Source organism: Pseudoalteromonas sp. L1, assembly GCF_021728095.1.
In the GTDB taxonomy this organism is placed as follows: domain Bacteria; phylum Pseudomonadota; class Gammaproteobacteria; order Enterobacterales; family Alteromonadaceae; genus Pseudoalteromonas.
In genome coordinates this window covers 439,547-456,219 of the sequence record NZ_JAKKCT010000002.1, presented here as the reverse complement: position 1 = coordinate 456,219, position 16,673 = coordinate 439,547, and the positions used below count along the sequence as shown (strand labels likewise).

Sequence of the window (16,673 nt, the reverse complement as noted above, 5' to 3'; positions counted from 1 at the left end):
TAATTAACGGCAAGTCGGTTTTAAGTGGATGTAGTATGAAAGTTGTTTTGAGTATCCTTTTTTTCGTTACCTCTTTATCTAGCTTTGCTAAAGGTATTGATTTGGAAGCTAACATGAAAAATATGGGGTTAGCATACAAAAATGCTGTGCAAGCGAGTGAATTGAGCGAGTTTAACCACGCAATTGATGAGTTTATTCAACTATTAGAGAAAGCAAAAACGGCTGACTTTAAACAGCATCAATCTGCTTCCATTGAGGGTATTGATAAAGTTATTCATAAAGCAGAAGATGCTAAAAAGCTCGCCAATAAACAGGGGATACTAGCGGCAAAGGCACCATTAAAAGAAATTGATACTTTACGCAAAAAGTACCATGAACTTCATGAGCCACCCGGTTTTTGGGAGCTACTATTTGGCAAATAAAAAAGGTGCTTTTGCACCTTTTTAACGTTTTTTCTTTTTCCCTTGTACGGCTTTAAAGCGTGGGTTTTCTTTGTTAATCACGTACACGCGCCCTTTGCGTTTTACGATCTGACACCCAGGTCTATTTTTTGCGCTTTTTAAGGAACTTAATACTTTCATTTAATTCTCCTTTTATTTGCTCGCTAAATTTTTAAAGCGGCGATTAAACGCAGCAACTCGACCATCACTTGCCACAGCTTTTTGTTTACCAGTATAAAAAGGGTGTGAGTCACTCGATACATCGATAGGCACATAGGGATAGGTCTTGCCTTCAAGCTCTACTGTTCGCGATGTTTTAATTGTTGAACCTATAATAAAGTAGCTATCTGCTGCTGTATCATGAAAGGCGACTTGCTGGTAATCAGGGTGTATATTCGGTTTCATTATATAACCTTTTGCTATGTGATAATGTATCAAATGGTAATCGTTCAGATTACTAAGATCAAGATAAAAATAATTCTTATTTAATGTTTGTGGTTCGATTTTAGCCAGTCTGAACAAACTCTGACCACTTAAATTCAAAAAGCTGGCTATTGTTAATAAGGCTGTTATAACTAGGTATGTGTGCTCATATAATAAGAAGGAGTAAGGCAGTGAACGATGAAATTCAAACTGAGCAATTGGACCAAAATGTAATGAATACGCTTCGTGATAAAGATCATTCAACACTTGCGAGCCATGTCGATACTTTAAGCTTCAGTCACAATGATATAATTGAACTCTTAGCACAGTACCTTGCTCTGGGTGAGCAAGATGATGATGAGCGTTTTGATACTTGGTTTGATAATCTCACTAAAGAGCAGCATACGGTAGTGAAAACCTTTGAAGTGTACCGCGGTCACTATGAGCACTTAGACTAATTTAACAAATAGAGGTGTATTAAACTCGCAATGAGGGCGTGTGTATTATCTACATACATGTTTATAGGTAATCTTGAGCAATTTAGGAAGTACTTATTTACGGTGAAAAATTTCCTGTAAAGTTAACTTATTTTAAATCCCTCCTTGAAACTCTAAAATTTGGCCTCAGTGAAGTAAGTAAGCTTATAACGAATTACTTCAAAAGGAGAGGTTATGTCACAACATGTTATTGAAATGCCAGATTTAGGTATTGGTACATTTCGCCTAGAAGGAAAGACAGCTTACAATTCAGTTCAAATGGCGCTTGATATTGGCTTTAGACACATAGATACAGCGCAAATTTATGGTAATGAAGAGCAAGTTGGTAAAGCAATTAAAGACAGCTCTGTGCCTCGCAGTGAAATTTTTATTACTACCAAGGTCTGGAATGACAAACTAAACAAAGCCAAGTTTGTTGATAGTGTTAAACAGAGCCTTGAAAAGCTTCAACTAGATTATGTTGATTTGTTACTTATTCACTGGCCTTCTCCCAGTAATGGAGAAAAAATGAGTGAATATTTAACTGAACTCAAAAAAGTAAAAGAACTTGGTTTAGCAAAACACATTGGTGTTTCAAACTTTACCATTGCCAACTTAAAAGAGGCGATGCAAACGATCGACGCGAGAGAAATTTTCACCAATCAAATTGAAGTTCATCCGTATCTTACCAATACTAAATTGCGTGCTTTTTGTGGACAACATGATATCCATGTTACAGCCTATATGCCGTTTGCCGTAGGTGAAGCCCTCAAAGACGATGTGATATTGGATATAGCGAAAAAACATAACGCCACACCTGCGCAAATCGTACTTGCTTGGGTAAATGCAAACGAGATGACGACAATTCCTTCATCAACTAAGCGAGAAAATTTGGCTGATAATTTTGATGATTCAGTGAAACTTGATCATGAAGACATAGATAGAATTAATGCGTTAGACCAAAACAAACGTTTAGCGAACCCTGATTTTGCACCACAGTGGGATCAATAAATAATAAGGTTAAGCCGCCATTTGGCGGCTTTGTTTATTTTACAGATAGATCATATTTGCAGACAACTTCTTCAATATATTTGTGACGCAGGGTGTTTTTACCTTCGTTGCCAGTACCGTGACTCAATGCTTTGTTCATAAGTTTTAAAGCTTTGTGGAGTGCTTGGCGCTCATCGACTGTTAAGCCTGTTTTCGTACGAAGTTCGGTAATATCATCAATGAGTAGTTTCGCTACATCAAGTTGCACGGCTTCTTCAATCAACCCATTTTGGGTTAACACCCCATATTTGCTGCATAAAAACTGCTGCCAAACTTGTTGTAAATGTTCGTCAATCTCAGAACCAAATAAGTCTTCATTAAGGGGGTAACCTTGCTCGGCTAGCTTACTAAGTTGAGTTGAATATTGTTGAGCAAAATGATTGAAGGCTTGGCATGATGATTTTACATCATGTTTAATAATGTGCTGTCCCCAGCTAGACGCACCACGAGGATAAAAGTCTTGATATTCCTCACATTGATAAATTCCTGAGTAAGAGCTGCATTCTAATTGGCTTTGTAAGCAGTAACTTGGTTTTGGGAATAGCCCTTTTTGTTGCCAATCAGTTAGTGTTTCCTCATCAATTGATAGTGCATGACAAAGCTCCTCTGTGGTGTAAAAGTAATTAGCCAAAAATTTTGAAAGTTGCATTATCAATTACTCGCAATAAATACTGTTTATTTATACAGTATTCAATTCTGGCTTACCCTAAACATTTTATCAAGTATTTTTATTTATTAGCATGTACTACTCGGAAAATGCCTGCATTTATGTTACAACTAGCGCAAATTTTCCAAACATAAAAATAGTTATGCGCAGCCTAGAAACAATTAAACAAGCAAGTTTGATCACAGCAATTAAAACACCTTATCTCAACAACGGTGATATTGATCTGGCTTGTTACGATGAGCTTGTTGAACAACAAATTTCAGCAGGAGTCGATGGGATTATTGTTGGTGGTACCACAGGTGAAGGCCAACTAATGAATTGGGAAGAGCACTTGATGCTTATTGCACATAGTGTAAGTAAATTTTCAGATCGTCTAGTCATTATAGGTAACACAGGTAGTAATAATACCCGTGAAGCTATTAAAGCTACCGAATATGGCTTTGCAACAGGTATGGATGCCGCGCTGCAAATTAATCCATATTATGGTCGTACTTCTCTTCTTGGGGTGAAAGAGCATTTTAAACGTTTATTAGATATCGGACCTGCGTTTATCTATAACGTGGCTGGCCGCACAGGCCAAGATCTAACGCCTGATATTATCGAACCTTTAGCAGCGCATGAAAATTTTATTGGTGTTAAAGAGTGTGGTGGAAATGAGCGAATCGCCCATTATGAACAACAAGGTATTGCGTGTTGGTCAGGTAATGATGATGAAAGTCATGATGCTCGCCATATCCATAACGCTCATGGTGTTATTTCAGTAACTTCCAACTTAATTCCAGGCTTGTTCCGTCAGTTAATGGATAACAAAAATGATAGCCTTAACACTCAGTTACAGCCGTTAATGCAGTGGTTATTCTGTGAGCCAAACCCAATTGCAATTAATACTGCCTTAATGATGACCGGCGCAGTAAATAGCGTTTTCCGTTTACCTTATGTGCCGTTAACGCAAGCACAACAAACGCTTGGTCAACGCCTTATTAATGAGCTTAATGTTGCTGATATTGTAGGCGATAAAGCTCAACTTTTAGACGAAAAAGCGGTTATCTTACGATAAAACTGAATTGACACTTAATTCTGGTTACAATTAAGTGTCAAAGTTTTACTTTTTTGTGGACAATGGGTAAAATTAGCAATCGATTAGCGCTAAAAAGAATAAACGTTTGTGAAATTTGTTGTTAATAATGTGTGTTTATGGGTTGCACCCGGGCAACAAATACCTGAACGATTAGTACCAAGCTCCAGCGAACTTGATTTAAGCTGGATCCCAGCCATGCAACGCCGTAGGTTAAGCCCTTACATGAAAATGGCATTGCATACCCTACGTAGTGCACAAGCCGAACATTCCCAGGTTGCTGTAAATTTTTCATCACGTCATGGTGACTTGCCTAAAACAGCTAAGTTACTTAACACCCTTGTTGAACAAGCGCCTTTATCTCCGACTGCGTTCGGGTTAAGTGTGCATAATGCGACGACGGGGATTTTCTCGATAACGGGTCAAAACAGGGCAGCAATGAATGCTATTGCCGGCGGTGCAGAGAGTATCATTGATGCAATCACAGATGGCTATGCCCGCGTAAAATCAGGTCTTGAAAGTCAAATTCTAATCAACCATACAGACAGTGTGCTACCTGAGGAATACCTTTGCTTTGCAGATGAGTTGCAGATTGATCATAGTGTGTCGTTTATGCTTTCAACACAACTTGGTAACGATGCATATTTTGAACTAAACAAGTTATCAAATCATGATGTGTCTCATTCTTGTGATTGTTTACCATTGAGCGTACAACTTGCAGATGCGTTTATTCGCAAGGAACCGAAAACAGTGCTTGTACATCAACAGTCGGCTTGGATGCTTCAATACCATGCTCATTAACTCACTGGGCAAAGCGTGGCGTATCTTTGCAACAGGGCTTTGTTTTACTGTTTTCGGTATTGGTGGCATTGTTTTAACTTTGCTGGTATTTCCGTTGCAGCGTTGTATTGAGCCCTCGGCCCTTAAACAAAAGCAAAAAGCACGTATCACAGTGCATTACACATTTAAGTTTTTTGTTGCTTTAATGCACTACACAGGCGCTATTCATTTTTCTGTGCATGATAGGGCGCGTTTTAAACAACTTAAAGGTCAACTCGTGTTGGCTAATCATCCATCTTTGATTGATGTCGTAGTGCTCATATCAGTCATTAAAAATGCAGATTGTGTCGTTAAAGCACACTTATTTAAAAACCCGTTTATGCGTGGAGTTATAAAGGGAACGGGTTATATTAGTAACGAAGATCCACAAGAGTTATTAGAGGAATGTGCGGCGTCACTCTCATCAGGTCATAATTTAATTATTTTTCCTGAAGGAACGAGAACAACGCCTAACGAACCACTAAAATTCAAACGCGGTGCGGCAAATATTGCAACGCGTTGTCGAGCACCCATAACGACGGTAATGATTAGCATGAAACCAAGTACACTAACTAAAGACACACCTTGGTATAAAGTCGCTCCCACGAAAGCGCATTTTATGATGCGTTTTGCTAATCAACAATTTACATACACAGGCTCATTTAAAGGTGAGCAACCTGCAATGCAAGCGCGACAATTAACCCGTGATTTACAGCATTATTTTACAGAGGAACTCAGGCAACTATGACTGAACTAAAGAATCAAATAAAACAATTAATCATTAGCAGCTTAGACCTTGAAGACATTAGCATTGATGATATCGAGAATGACCAACCGTTATTCGTTGATGGTTTAGGGCTGGATAGTATTGATGCGCTTGAACTAGGTTTAGCCATCAAGAAAGAGTTTAATGTGAAAATTGACGCGAACTCTGAACAAACAAAAGCGCATTTTGCTTCAGTAGATGCACTTGCTGATTTTATTAATCAAAACAAATCGTAATATAGACTTAGAAGTAGGAAAAAGCATGAAAACCGCTGCCGAAATTTACACCGTTTTACAGGGCATTTTAGTTGATGAGTTTGAAATCGATGCTGATGACATCAGCCTTGATGCAAATTTATATCAAGATCTTGACCTTGATAGTATTGATGCTGTTGATTTGGTCGTTAAATTACGCGAAATTACGGGTAAAAAAATTGAGCCGGATGCGTTTAAGCAAGTACGCACAGTGCAAGATGTTGTTAGCGAAGTAGAAAAACTAGTTTCTTAATTTAGCAACATGCTTAAAGCAATTACCACTACGTTAATTATCATCGGCTTATCTTTATACCCATTCATTGTGTATTTTGGTTTGCAGCACAGTTCAATTAAGCAGGTTAGTCTAGTACTGATTGCTTTATTAATTTTACGATTGATACTTAGCAAGCGCTTAGCGAATAAAATGCCATGGATAAAACCAGCCTCTTTACTAGCAATTGTGGCGTTAGTGGTAACACAGGTTTTTAATAGCGAATTAGGATTAAAGCTTTATCCTGTGATTATTAACAGCGTCATGGCAGCTACTTTTTTATATTCGCTAAAAAAGGGGCCTCCAGTCATTGAGAGTTTAGCGCGGTTAAAGGAAGGTGAGCTCGATGAAAACGGTGTACGTTACACGCGTCAAGTGACGAAAGCATGGAGTGTATTTTTCCTGCTTAACGCCTCAGTGGCTTTATATACATGTCTATTCACCTCGTTATCAGTGTGGACGCTTTACAATGGTTTAATCGCATACATACTTATCGCTGGTTTTATGCTAGTTGAGTGGTTGATCCGACAAAAGGTAAAAAATAATGTTGGCTAATAACTTACAATTTCACCCAAGCGGTGCTTTTGTTGTCTCAGATAAAATCGTTAACCACCAGCAATTTTTTGCTGACATAGCGGCCTTTAAAGCGAAATTACATACGTTAAAAAGCCCATGTCATGTTGTTTTATTTCACCCTGATACTTATCAATTTGCTGTTCGGTTGTTTGCACTTGCTTGTGCTGGGCATAATGTCATTTTACCGCCCAATGGACAACCTGAAACATTACGCTTGTTGTTGGCTCAAGCCCCTGTATTTGCAGGAGATACTGTAGATTTAGATACGCAGTTTTCTATTACGAACCTTGAGCAGCAAGCATCTTGTGCGCCTACACCGTTAACTCAGCTCCAGTGGCCTACAAACACCGCGGTGATTTTTTATACCTCAGGTTCCTCTGGGCAATCCAAGCCGATTGTAAAGCCATGGCGCGTGTTAAATCGTGAACTGTCAGTGTTATCTATGGCCTTTGATTTAAAGGGGCAATTTACATTTTTAGCAACAGTGTCACATCAGCATATTTATGGGTTGTTATTCAGGTTACTTTGGCCTTTGGCGAAAGGGCACATTATTGATAGTACACAAATCCAGTACCCAGAGCACATAGTGCAAAAGCTGAAAAAGATTCAACAAGCTGTATTGATTTCGAGCCCCGCACAGCTTGGACGCTTATGCTTAGACAATGTACTGATACCTGAGCGAGCACGCATAAAGTGGCTTTTTTCATCGGGTGGTCCGTTAAATAATCAGCACGCAGAGACGCTTTTCAATCAATTGGCTCGTCCAGTCACACAAGTTTTTGGCAGTACAGAAACGGGCGGCATTGCTTATAGGCAAGTTACTCAAGCAGCGGTTGAGGTTCCATGGCAGCCTTTTAGCGGTAATTATTTATCAATTAATCAAGAAGGTCGTTTAATACTCGACTCTTATATTCTAGAGCAATCTGGCTTTGCGCTAGATGACAGGGCACATGTGCACAGCAATGGCCAATTTAAATTATTAGGACGTATTGATAGAACCATTAAAATTGAAGAAAAACGCCTAAATTTAGACGACTTAGAAAATTACTTAATAAGTCATACTTGGGTGAAAGAGGCTAAAGTTGTCGTCTTACCTGCGAAAAGAGTACAAATAGGTGCTGTTGTTGTATTAACAGATGATGGAAATAGTGAACGCCTTAAACAAGGGAAACTAATTATAAACCGTACTTTACAAAATTATTTATCTAATCGGTTTGAACGCATATGCCTGCCACGTAAATGGCGCTATATCGATGCGCTTCCTTTTAACAGCCAAGCTAAATTAAGCATCAAAATATTGGAGCAGTACTTTGCCAAGTCTGAATAATGTTACGCCACAGGTGAGCGTTTTATCACAAGCAAAAGACAGCGTCAGCTTAGCGTTAACGATTACGGCTGATTTAGATTATTTTCGGGGACACTTTCCTGATGCGCCTATCTTAGCAGGGGTCGTACAGTTAGATTGGGCTGTTAAATATGCGCAGCAATACCTTGGTTTTGGTTCTTTAGTGCAAGACCTAGAAATATTGAAATTTCAAGTGGTTACTACGCCTGATATGACGGTTAACTTAAGCTTAGAACGCAATGCAAAAGGCAAATGCTTATTTAGTTATTCCTCTGATAAAGGTCAGCATGCATCTGGCCGAATCGTATTTTGTGATTAAACAATGAACCAGTTTTGTATTGTTATTCCAAATTACAATCACATCCATGCTATCGCTGCGGTACTTGATGAGTTAAAGGCATTACAACTGCCGATTATTATGGTTGATGATGGCAGTGACGAAAGTGCGAAACAAGTATTTTCAGCACTTGACGCCGAGTACGATTTTTTAACTTTGCTCACCCATGCTCAAAATCAAGGTAAGGGTGGTGCTGTTCAAACCGGTTTAATGTATGCACATAAGCAGGGCTTTAGTCATGCGATTCAAGTTGATGCCGATGGCCAGCATTCACTCGATGATATTACAAAGTTAATTGAGTTAAGTCACTGCGCTCCCAATAATGTGATCAGTGGTTGTCCTATTTATGATAGCTCTGTGCCAAAACACCGTTATTTAAGTCGCTACATTACTCATTTTTGGGTGTGGGTTGAAACTTTAAGCTTTGATATTGTCGATTCGATGTGTGGCTTTCGCGTTTATCCTCTTTCGGCTGTTGAAGAATTAATGTCTAAACAGGCGTTAGGCAAACGCATGGACTTTGATATCGAAATTCTAGTTAGGCTATATTGGCAAGGTGTGAAGGTTACTTTCTTGCCAACCCAAGTGATCTACCCTGAAAATGGCGTATCTCACTTTCGAGCCTTACACGATAATGTGGGTATTTCTTGGCTGCATACGCGTTTATTCTTTGGCATGTTACTGCGCTCACCTAAGTTACTTTGGCGTAAGGTGGTTGGCTGATGGCTGTTAAGCACTGGTCTAAAATGCAAGAGCGTGGTAATTGGCTCGGCATGCAAATTTTATTAATTTGCTATCGTGTTTTTGGCCGTTCAGGCTTATGGCTCGTATTGTTTCCAGTCGTGTTTTATTTGTTTTTAACAGGAAAAACAGCCCGTGAAGCATCTTATGCATTTTTAACTCAAGCACGTAAGGTAAATGGTAACCATAAAGCGGTTACATGGCGCGATAGTTTTCGCCACTTTCGCGCTTTTGCTGACAGTGCGTTTGATAAAATTGATGCTTGGCTTGGTCGTATTCAGCAAAGCGATATTATCTATACAAATGAAGCACTATTTAAAGAGCTTGACGAGCAACAGCAAGGGGCCATTTTTATTGGCTCACACTTGGGTAATTTAGAAGTTTGTCGTGCACTTAGTCAACATCGCTATCGTAAAGTTATCAATGTATTGGTATTTACTCATCATGCGGTTGAATTTAATAAATTACTCAAAAGCATAAACCCTGATGTAGGCATTAACTTAATTCAAGTCACTGATCTTGGGCCAGACATGGCGATTATGCTCAAAGATAAAGTAGAGCAGGGCGAAATCGTTGTCATTGTAGGAGATAGAACCAGTACTACAACGGCTGGGCGTGTGGTTGAAGCTGACTTTTTAGGAAAACCAGCGCCATTTTCACAGGGCCCTTTTATATTAGCAGCCTTATTAGATTGCCCTGTTTTTCACTTATTCTGTTTAAAAGATAAGTCGGCAGAAGGCAAGAGGGTTTATCGGGTGGTGTTTGAAAAATACGCAGACAAACTTACGCTGCCACGCAAAACTAGGCAGCAAACATTACAAAAAATTGTGAGCGATTATGCACAAAGGCTGAGCTATTACGCGGCTGCCTATCCATATCAATGGTTTAATTTTTATGATTTTTGGCAAAATGACGAGCAAGTGTCTCGCGACCAAAACAAGGAGAACTAAAGTGTCAGAGCACACGACTACATTATTTGGTGAGCAACGTTTATCTATTGAAGATATTGTTCATATTGCCTTGCAGAAAGGGGCTGTTGCATTAACCTCAGATCACCAATTTGCCAAAAAAATCGACAGTGCCGTAGCATTTTTAGATAAACTCTTAGAAGACGATGGCGTAATTTATGGTGTCACCACAGGTTATGGTGACTCGGTGACTGTAAAAGTACCTCTTGATTTGGTTAATGAACTTCCTCTTCACCTCACTCGATTTCATGGTTGTGGTCTGGGCAATACATTTAACTTAACTCAAGGACGCGCTATTTTAGCGACTCGCCTAGCTTCACTGTCGCAAGGATACTCAGGCGTTAGCTGGGATATGCTTAATTTATTACGTGATTTTTTAAATCACAATATCGTGCCAGTTATTCCCGAAGAAGGTTCTGTGGGTGCCAGTGGTGACCTCACACCGCTTTCGTATGTCGCGGGGGCTATGGTTGGCGAGCGTGATGTGTATTACAAAGGCGAAATTAAAAACAGTTTAGCAGTTATGCAATCACTTGGCTTAAAGCCATTAAAGCTTCGCCCTAAAGAGGGGCTTGCGGTGATGAATGGTACTGCCGTAATGACTGCTTTGGCATGCCTTGCTTTCGATAGAGCCGACTACCTTGCTAAATTAACCAGCCGAATTACAGCGCTTGCCAGTCTTGCTTTAAAAGGTAATAGTCATCATTTTGATGATATTTTGTTTTCGGTAAAACCTCACCCAGGCCAACAGCAAGTGGCTGCGTGGATCCGTGGTGACTTAAACCATGTAGAGCACCCACGTAATGCTGACCGCTTACAAGATAGATATTCAATCCGCTGTGCGCCACATGTCATTGGTGTATTACAAGATAGCCTCCCTTGGTTTAGGCAAATGATTGAAAATGAGCTTAATTCGGCGAATGATAACCCAATCATCGATGGTGAAGGTGAGCACGTATTGCATGGCGGTCATTTCTATGGTGGCCACATTGCAATGGTTATGGATAGTATGAAAACGGCGGTGGCTAATTTAGCTGATTTAGCAGACAGGCAAATCGCTTCACTTGTAGATACTCGTTATAACAATGGTTTAGCTTCAAACTTGTCAGCAAGCACAGATGAACGTCGTTACATTAATCACGGTTTTAAAGCGGTGCAAATTGGTGCCAGTGCCTATACCGCTGAGGCACTAAAGTTGACCATGCCTGCTAGTGTATTTTCGCGCTCAACCGAATGTCATAATCAAGACAAAGTAAGCATGGGAACTATTGCGGCACGTGATTGTTTACGTGTGCTCCAGTTAACCGAGCAAGTCGTTGCCAGTACACTGTTAGCTTGTATACAAGGTTTACGTTTGCGTATTAATAACGGTGAGCTTGACTACGCAAGTTTAACCCCTGAAGTGCAGAGTATGTATCAAGATATTAGTGAGTTTTTCCCACAGCTTGATGAAGATCGCCCACTTGAGGCGGTGTTACGTTTTACCGTTGATGCTATTCAAACTAAACGTTGGAGTTTATATGCATAGTCGTGGCTCTTTATTGAGTACTTATGTAGAAATTGAAATCCCTTTTCATGATTGTGATCCTATGAACGTGGTATGGCATGGTAATTACCCACGTTATTTAGAGGTGGCACGTTGCGAATTACTGCGTTTATTTGATTATGATTACGGGCAAATGCAGGAGTCTGGCTATGCGTGGCCTATTATTGATATGCATATTAAATATGTGGGTTCTGCATTATTTACGCAAAAGATACGGATTGATGCATATTTGAAAGAATATGAAACGCGATTGCGTATTGATTATATTATCAGCGATGTTGCGACGGGCAAAAAGTTGACGAAAGCGACGACTATTCAGGTGGCGGTTGATATAGAAAACAAAGAGATGCAATTTGTATCACCGCCTGTACTGCATGAGAAATTACAAAAGGTGATCTAATGCGAATGAGCATTTTTCTACTATGTAGTATGTTTTTTATAACGCCGGCTCTTGCTAAGAATGTGATAGAGCATGGCTCATTCAGCCAAGAAAAACACTTTAAGGGCTTTAGCAAGCCCTTTATTTCAAAAGGCATTTTTGAACTTAATGAAGAGAGCTTAACATGGCAAGTGCAATCACCGGTAAAAAGCACTTTATTTATTAAACAGGGCCAAGTTTATACTCTTGACAGTCAAGGAAACGAACAATTACAAAAAGGGGCTGAGCCCTATGTGAGCCTGCTACGAGCAATTTTAAGACACGACAAAGCGGCGTTAGCAGAGCAATTTACAATAAATAAAAGCGTTGAGCCTAATTGCGAAATCCTGTTGCCTAACCAAGCATTACTAAAACAAGTTTTTAGCCAGTTTGAACTTTGTTTTGATGCGAATAAGGTGGTTACCGTGCGCTTACAAGAGCCAAATGAGAATTTTACCTTATTGCGTTTCTCATATACTGAAAATGAGCAGCAAAAGTGAAAGCGTGGGCAATTACATTATCTTGGCTAACTTTACTCACTGTTATGTTAGTTGTTGCTTTTGTGGTAAAACAACCGGCTTTAAATAATGACATTTTAGCCTTGCTGCCCAAGTCTGAGCCAAGGTTACAACAGGTAGAAGAGCACTTTTTTTCAGCCAACAAGCAACAACTGAGCTTTTCATTTAGCGGTGAAAATAATACCGAAGCTTATGACGAAATGCTGAGTTGGTTAGCTGGCAAAAATATTCAACCGCGCTTTACACTGCCGAAGATTGAGACTCTTGCCGATTTTTATAGCCAATACGCGGGTTACTTGTTGGCACCCGAGTACCAACAAAGCCTACGTGAACCTAAAGTTTTCGAGCAGTACTATTTGGGGCAATTGAGCCAAATTGCTGATCCCTTCGTATCTAGCACCATCAATCAAGATCCTACGCTTAGTACCGCAAGTTTTTTGAGGCATGTTTTAGCCAATATACAACAATTTGAATTACAAGATGGCCGAATAACTGCTAACTACCAAGGCGAAGATTACTTACTTTTGTTTGTTAACAGCACCAATAATGCCTTTTCGATTAATAAGGCAATCGCTTTAAATGATGAAATATTAACTAAACTCACCCAATTAGAAAGTCAGTACCCAAATACAACTGTCCATTATTCAGGGGCTTTATTTCATACCGCTGCAAATGCTAAACAAGCAAAATTTGAAATGACTTTATTTGGCTCCTTGAGCTTAGTTGCACTGTTTATAATGGTTGTGTGGGTATTTAGATCAGTAAATGCATTGTGGCTTGCCTCGGTGACTGTGGTCAGTGCTGCACTTGGTGGCTCGATAGTGCTCGTTAGCTTGTTTAATCAGATCCATGTACTGACGCTTGTGTTTGCGGTCACACTGATTGGCATCGCTATTGATTATGCATTTCATGGCATGCTTGATTTAACGCAGCATAAGAGCGGTTTTAGTCGTGGACTCAAGCTTGCGTTAGCGCTCTCTTTACTGACTACGACGATGGGGTATGCAAGTTTATTTTTCTCGCCCGTTCAGCTGTTAACTCAAGTCGGTGTGTTTGTTGTTGCAGGGCTTGTAACTGCATGGTTTAGCACGCGATTTTTACTACCCCACTGGCAAAATAAGTTAACAGTGATTCAAAGTGCTAATCATCTTACGTTATCTCTTAGCAAGCAATTACAGAAGGTTAACGAGTATAAAACAGCACTAATAATAGGACTATTAGTGCTGTTAAGTGTATTTACACTACTTAAACCTCCAGTAGTAAATGATGATGTAAAACTATTAAATGCAAGCCCAAAAGCATTGATGGATAACGAAGCACTGCACATGGCGTTGCTAGGAAAAGACAATGGCCAGATAATGATTTTGTTTGCTGAAAATGCACAGCAACTTTTAGAAAAGCAAGAAACGTTAAAAAGCAAAATTAATGAGTATAAAGGCAAGGCTGTGATGCTCAGTGATCTTGTACCAAGTACTCATCGACAACGCGAGAATAAAGCGGATTTATTAACCCATCAAGCTGCTATAAATATCGTTAGCCAAATGACCGCCAATCCAGTGCAGTTTAGCCAGTCGACCTTAACTTTAGAGACCGCACTTGATTCAGCACTAGCACCACTGATACATAATCAAGTGTTTATAAACAACTCATTTTTGGCCAGTTGGTTCATGGTAACTGGCGTTGAAAAACAGCAATTAAAGCAGTGGGCAGCCGCCGACAGCGATTTAATTGTGTATGATAAAGTTGCGCTGATCACTGAGGGGCTGAGTCATTACTCACATTCATTATTAGTCACATTACTGATTGCTATGACCTTCGCTGTTTTGTTATTTACCTTTAAGTTTGGGTTTAAAACAGCATGTAAGCAAGGCTTGATACTCGCTTTAACTTTAACCGCAGTATTATTGTTGTGCAGTTTGATACAAAGCCAATTATCGATTTTTAACTTATTGGGCTGTTTATTGATTTTAGCGTTAGCAATTGATTACCTCGTATTTTATCAAATTAATAAACTGGTACCGAGTAATGTTTTGGCAATTAGTTTGTCAGCAGCATCATCAATGTGGGTATTTGGTATGCTCGCAGTGTCAAAAACACCAGCCATTTTTAGCTTTGGTTTAACGGTTTTAGTGGGGCTAATGTGTATTTATATACTCGCACCACTTAGTGTTGCATTACCTAATAATAAGGAAAAATAATAGGTGAATACGCAAATTCAACAGGCAGATGTGATTATCATTGGTGCGGGCCCATCAGGAGCCGTGGCAGCCAGTTTATTGGTTAAAAAAGGGTGGCGTGTTGTGGTATTAGAGCAACAAGTTTTCCCTCGCTTTTCGATAGGTGAAAGCTTGTTACCCCAATGCATGAGCTTTTTAGCTGAAGCAAACCTTGAAGAGGCTGTGCAGTCGCAGGCTCAAGATTTAGGTTTTCAGTTTAAAAACGGCGCGGCGTTTCAGCGCCGTGGCCAGCATACACATATCGACTTTACAGAAAAATTCAGTGCAGGCCCAGGCACAACGTTTCAAGTAAAACGTGCTGATTTTGATAAATGCTTGGCCGATGGTGCGATGCAACAAGGGGCAGAAATTCGCTACCAACATAGCGTATCAGCTTACACAGATTGTGAAGATGGTGCACTACTTAGCGTTATTGATGAAAATCAGCAAAGGTATCAAATTAAAGGCCGATTTGTGCTCGATGCCAGTGGCTTTGGTCGAGTGTTACCAAGACTACTTAACTTAGAAACACCATCAAGCTTTCCGGTGCGCTGGGCTTTTTTCAGTCATTTTGAGGATAATATTCGTGACGAGCAGTTTGACCGCGAGAAAATACTCATTAATATTCACCCCGAATTTAAAGATATTTGGTATTGGCTTATTCCATTTAGCGATGGCACAGCAAGCATCGGTGTGGTTGGCAAACCGAATCAGTTTGAGCCGCAAGAACCATTAACTTGCTTAAATCAGTTTATTGAACAAGATGCTTACTTAAGCAAATTACTAGCAAATCGTGTGGCAAAGGGTGAGGCGCGTGCCATTAAAGGTTATTCAGCGAATGTGTCGTCTTTATATGGTGAGCATTTTGCGTTACTGGGGAACGCGGGGGAGTTTTTAGATCCTGTTTTTTCATCTGGTGTCACTATCGCTTTAAAATCAGCTTCGTTGGTGGCTCCTTTGGTTGATAGCTATTTGCGGGGTGAAAAAGTTGATTTTGAAAAGCAGTACAGCACCCCTTTACAACAAGGCGTCAATTGCTTTAGAACCTATGTGAGTGCTTGGTATGATGGTTCATTTCAGGATGTCATTTTTTATAGTGAACAAAATCAACAAATACGTGAAATGATCAGTGCTATTCTAGCGGGTTATGCGTGGGATCTTGATAATCCATTTGTTAAACAAAGCGATAAACGTTTAAACACCTTGGTCGAGTTATGTCAGCAATAATGCGTTATGTAATTGTAGTTTTTAGCTTATTTTTAGTCAGCTGTGCCAGTGAGTATGCAGTTAAAACAGGGCTTGAGCTTGCACCAAATGCTGGTATTTATTTATCGGATCCGCCTGTTTCGTTAGACCTTGATAATTGGCAGCAAGTGCTTCAAGTAACCCATGATGCAGAGCAGCATACCCTGTTAGCACAGTTAAATTTGAGCAGTGAAAGGGGTATAAATTTAGTTGTAATGACGGTGCAAGGAATGCCAATTTTTCAACTCGAAAAAGCGCCATTAGGAGCGGTCAAAAGTGAAAGAATGTTGCCGATTGGTGCGGTTGATCCACGCTATATTTTAGCTGACATCATGCTTGTGCATTGGCCTATAGATGTACTTAATTCACAGCTTTATGGCCTGGTAATTGATGAGCAAGGGGCAACACGACGCCTTTACCAAGGAAAACGGCTGATCAGCGAAATTCAATTTTTAGACAGTCAAACCAAGCTTGTTAACTACGAGCGAGACTACTCAATAATTTTTCAAAGGGTTAATTAAT

The 16,673-nt window shown here is 39.8% G+C and carries 22 protein-coding genes; 19 read left to right on the top strand and 3 right to left on the bottom strand.

Going from position 1 to position 16,673, the window contains the following annotated elements; all coding sequences use genetic code 11:
* Positions 1 to 35 precede the first annotated feature (35 nt).
* Positions 36 to 422 (top strand): cytochrome b562, encoded by a 387-nt coding sequence (locus tag L3V38_RS08250; RefSeq protein WP_237119047.1) that lies wholly within the window; start codon positions 36 to 38, stop codon positions 420 to 422.
* A 21-nt stretch (positions 423 to 443) separates the two neighbouring features.
* Here the strand turns inward: L3V38_RS08250 and ykgO are convergent, their stop codons facing one another.
* Positions 444 to 581 carry a type B 50S ribosomal protein L36 gene (gene ykgO, locus L3V38_RS08245; RefSeq protein ID WP_062567147.1) on the bottom strand — a complete coding sequence of 46 codons (138 nt, stop codon included), beginning with the start codon at positions 579 to 581 and terminating at the stop codon, positions 444 to 446.
* 12 nt (positions 582 to 593) lie between these two features.
* Entirely contained in the window at positions 594 to 845 is a 252-nt protein-coding gene (locus L3V38_RS08240) for a type B 50S ribosomal protein L31 (RefSeq protein WP_062567146.1), read from the bottom strand.
* Positions 846 to 1,054: 209 nt separating this feature from the next.
* Here L3V38_RS08240 and L3V38_RS08235 point away from each other — a divergent pair, with 209 nt between their 5' ends.
* The gene (locus tag L3V38_RS08235) at positions 1,055 to 1,321 is read left to right on the top strand and encodes a hypothetical protein (protein ID WP_237119046.1); all 267 of its coding nucleotides are present in this window, start codon (positions 1,055 to 1,057) and stop codon (positions 1,319 to 1,321) included.
* A gap of 213 nt (positions 1,322 to 1,534) precedes the next feature.
* On the top strand, positions 1,535 to 2,350 hold the full coding sequence (gene dkgB / locus L3V38_RS08230) for a 2,5-didehydrogluconate reductase DkgB (RefSeq protein ID WP_237119045.1): 816 nt from the start codon (positions 1,535 to 1,537) through the stop codon (positions 2,348 to 2,350).
* Between the two features lie 34 nt (positions 2,351 to 2,384).
* Here dkgB and L3V38_RS08225 read toward each other — a convergent pair whose 3' ends face one another.
* On the bottom strand, positions 2,385 to 3,038 hold the full coding sequence (locus L3V38_RS08225) for a DUF6058 family natural product biosynthesis protein (RefSeq protein ID WP_237119044.1): 654 nt from the start codon (positions 3,036 to 3,038) through the stop codon (positions 2,385 to 2,387).
* A gap of 160 nt (positions 3,039 to 3,198) precedes the next feature.
* On the opposite strand from L3V38_RS08225, the gene dapA reads away from it, so the two are divergent.
* The 16 genes from dapA (at position 3,199) to L3V38_RS08145 (ending at position 16,672) form a co-directional block, all read left to right on the top strand.
* Positions 3,199 to 4,113: a 4-hydroxy-tetrahydrodipicolinate synthase gene (dapA, locus tag L3V38_RS08220; RefSeq protein WP_237119043.1), complete on the top strand. Its 915-nt coding sequence runs from the start codon at positions 3,199 to 3,201 to the stop codon at positions 4,111 to 4,113.
* A 108-nt stretch (positions 4,114 to 4,221) separates the two neighbouring features.
* Positions 4,222 to 4,932 carry a beta-ketoacyl synthase chain length factor gene (locus L3V38_RS08215; RefSeq protein ID WP_130152336.1) on the top strand — a complete coding sequence of 237 codons (711 nt, stop codon included), beginning with the start codon at positions 4,222 to 4,224 and terminating at the stop codon, positions 4,930 to 4,932.
* Entirely contained in the window at positions 4,922 to 5,698 is a 777-nt protein-coding gene (locus L3V38_RS08210; RefSeq protein ID WP_237119042.1) for a lysophospholipid acyltransferase family protein, read from the top strand. The genes L3V38_RS08215 and L3V38_RS08210 overlap by 11 nt, the downstream gene beginning before the upstream one ends.
* Positions 5,695 to 5,952, top strand: coding sequence for a phosphopantetheine-binding protein (locus L3V38_RS08205; protein WP_062567139.1), 258 nt, complete (start codon positions 5,695 to 5,697; stop codon positions 5,950 to 5,952). The genes L3V38_RS08210 and L3V38_RS08205 overlap by 4 nt, the downstream gene beginning before the upstream one ends.
* Before the next feature lie 25 nt (positions 5,953 to 5,977).
* A complete protein-coding gene (locus L3V38_RS08200) occupies positions 5,978 to 6,223 on the top strand; it encodes an acyl carrier protein (protein ID WP_130152334.1) in 246 nt (81 codons plus the stop codon).
* A gap of 9 nt (positions 6,224 to 6,232) precedes the next feature.
* Entirely contained in the window at positions 6,233 to 6,796 is a 564-nt protein-coding gene (locus tag L3V38_RS08195) for a septation protein IspZ (RefSeq protein ID WP_237119041.1), read from the top strand.
* On the top strand, positions 6,786 to 8,144 hold the full coding sequence (locus L3V38_RS08190) for a class I adenylate-forming enzyme family protein (protein WP_237119040.1): 1,359 nt from the start codon (positions 6,786 to 6,788) through the stop codon (positions 8,142 to 8,144). Before L3V38_RS08195 ends, L3V38_RS08190 begins: the two co-directional genes overlap by 11 nt.
* Positions 8,128 to 8,481, top strand: a complete 354-nt coding sequence (locus L3V38_RS08185; protein ID WP_130152331.1) for a thioester dehydrase — start codon at positions 8,128 to 8,130, stop codon at positions 8,479 to 8,481. The genes L3V38_RS08190 and L3V38_RS08185 overlap by 17 nt, the downstream gene beginning before the upstream one ends.
* 3 nt (positions 8,482 to 8,484) lie before the next feature.
* On the top strand, positions 8,485 to 9,222 hold the full coding sequence (locus tag L3V38_RS08180; RefSeq protein ID WP_237119039.1) for a glycosyltransferase family 2 protein: 738 nt from the start codon (positions 8,485 to 8,487) through the stop codon (positions 9,220 to 9,222).
* The gene (locus L3V38_RS08175) at positions 9,222 to 10,190 is read left to right on the top strand and encodes an acyltransferase (protein WP_237119038.1); all 969 of its coding nucleotides are present in this window, start codon (positions 9,222 to 9,224) and stop codon (positions 10,188 to 10,190) included. Before L3V38_RS08180 ends, L3V38_RS08175 begins: the two co-directional genes overlap by 1 nt.
* Before the next feature lies 1 nt (position 10,191).
* On the top strand, positions 10,192 to 11,736 hold the full coding sequence (locus tag L3V38_RS08170; protein WP_237119037.1) for an aromatic amino acid ammonia-lyase: 1,545 nt from the start codon (positions 10,192 to 10,194) through the stop codon (positions 11,734 to 11,736).
* On the top strand, positions 11,729 to 12,154 hold the full coding sequence (locus L3V38_RS08165; RefSeq protein ID WP_062567131.1) for an acyl-CoA thioesterase: 426 nt from the start codon (positions 11,729 to 11,731) through the stop codon (positions 12,152 to 12,154). Before L3V38_RS08170 ends, L3V38_RS08165 begins: the two co-directional genes overlap by 8 nt.
* Before the next feature lie 5 nt (positions 12,155 to 12,159).
* On the top strand, positions 12,160 to 12,672 hold the full coding sequence (locus L3V38_RS08160) for an outer-membrane lipoprotein carrier protein LolA (protein ID WP_237119036.1): 513 nt from the start codon (positions 12,160 to 12,162) through the stop codon (positions 12,670 to 12,672).
* On the top strand, positions 12,669 to 14,888 hold the full coding sequence (locus L3V38_RS08155) for a transporter (RefSeq protein ID WP_237119035.1): 2,220 nt from the start codon (positions 12,669 to 12,671) through the stop codon (positions 14,886 to 14,888). The genes L3V38_RS08160 and L3V38_RS08155 overlap by 4 nt, the downstream gene beginning before the upstream one ends.
* A gap of 3 nt (positions 14,889 to 14,891) precedes the next feature.
* Positions 14,892 to 16,133 carry an NAD(P)/FAD-dependent oxidoreductase gene (locus L3V38_RS08150; protein ID WP_237119034.1) on the top strand — a complete coding sequence of 414 codons (1,242 nt, stop codon included), beginning with the start codon at positions 14,892 to 14,894 and terminating at the stop codon, positions 16,131 to 16,133.
* The gene (locus L3V38_RS08145) at positions 16,121 to 16,672 is read left to right on the top strand and encodes a DUF3261 domain-containing protein (RefSeq protein WP_237119033.1); all 552 of its coding nucleotides are present in this window, start codon (positions 16,121 to 16,123) and stop codon (positions 16,670 to 16,672) included. The genes L3V38_RS08150 and L3V38_RS08145 overlap by 13 nt, the downstream gene beginning before the upstream one ends.
* Position 16,673: the final 1 nt, after the last annotated feature.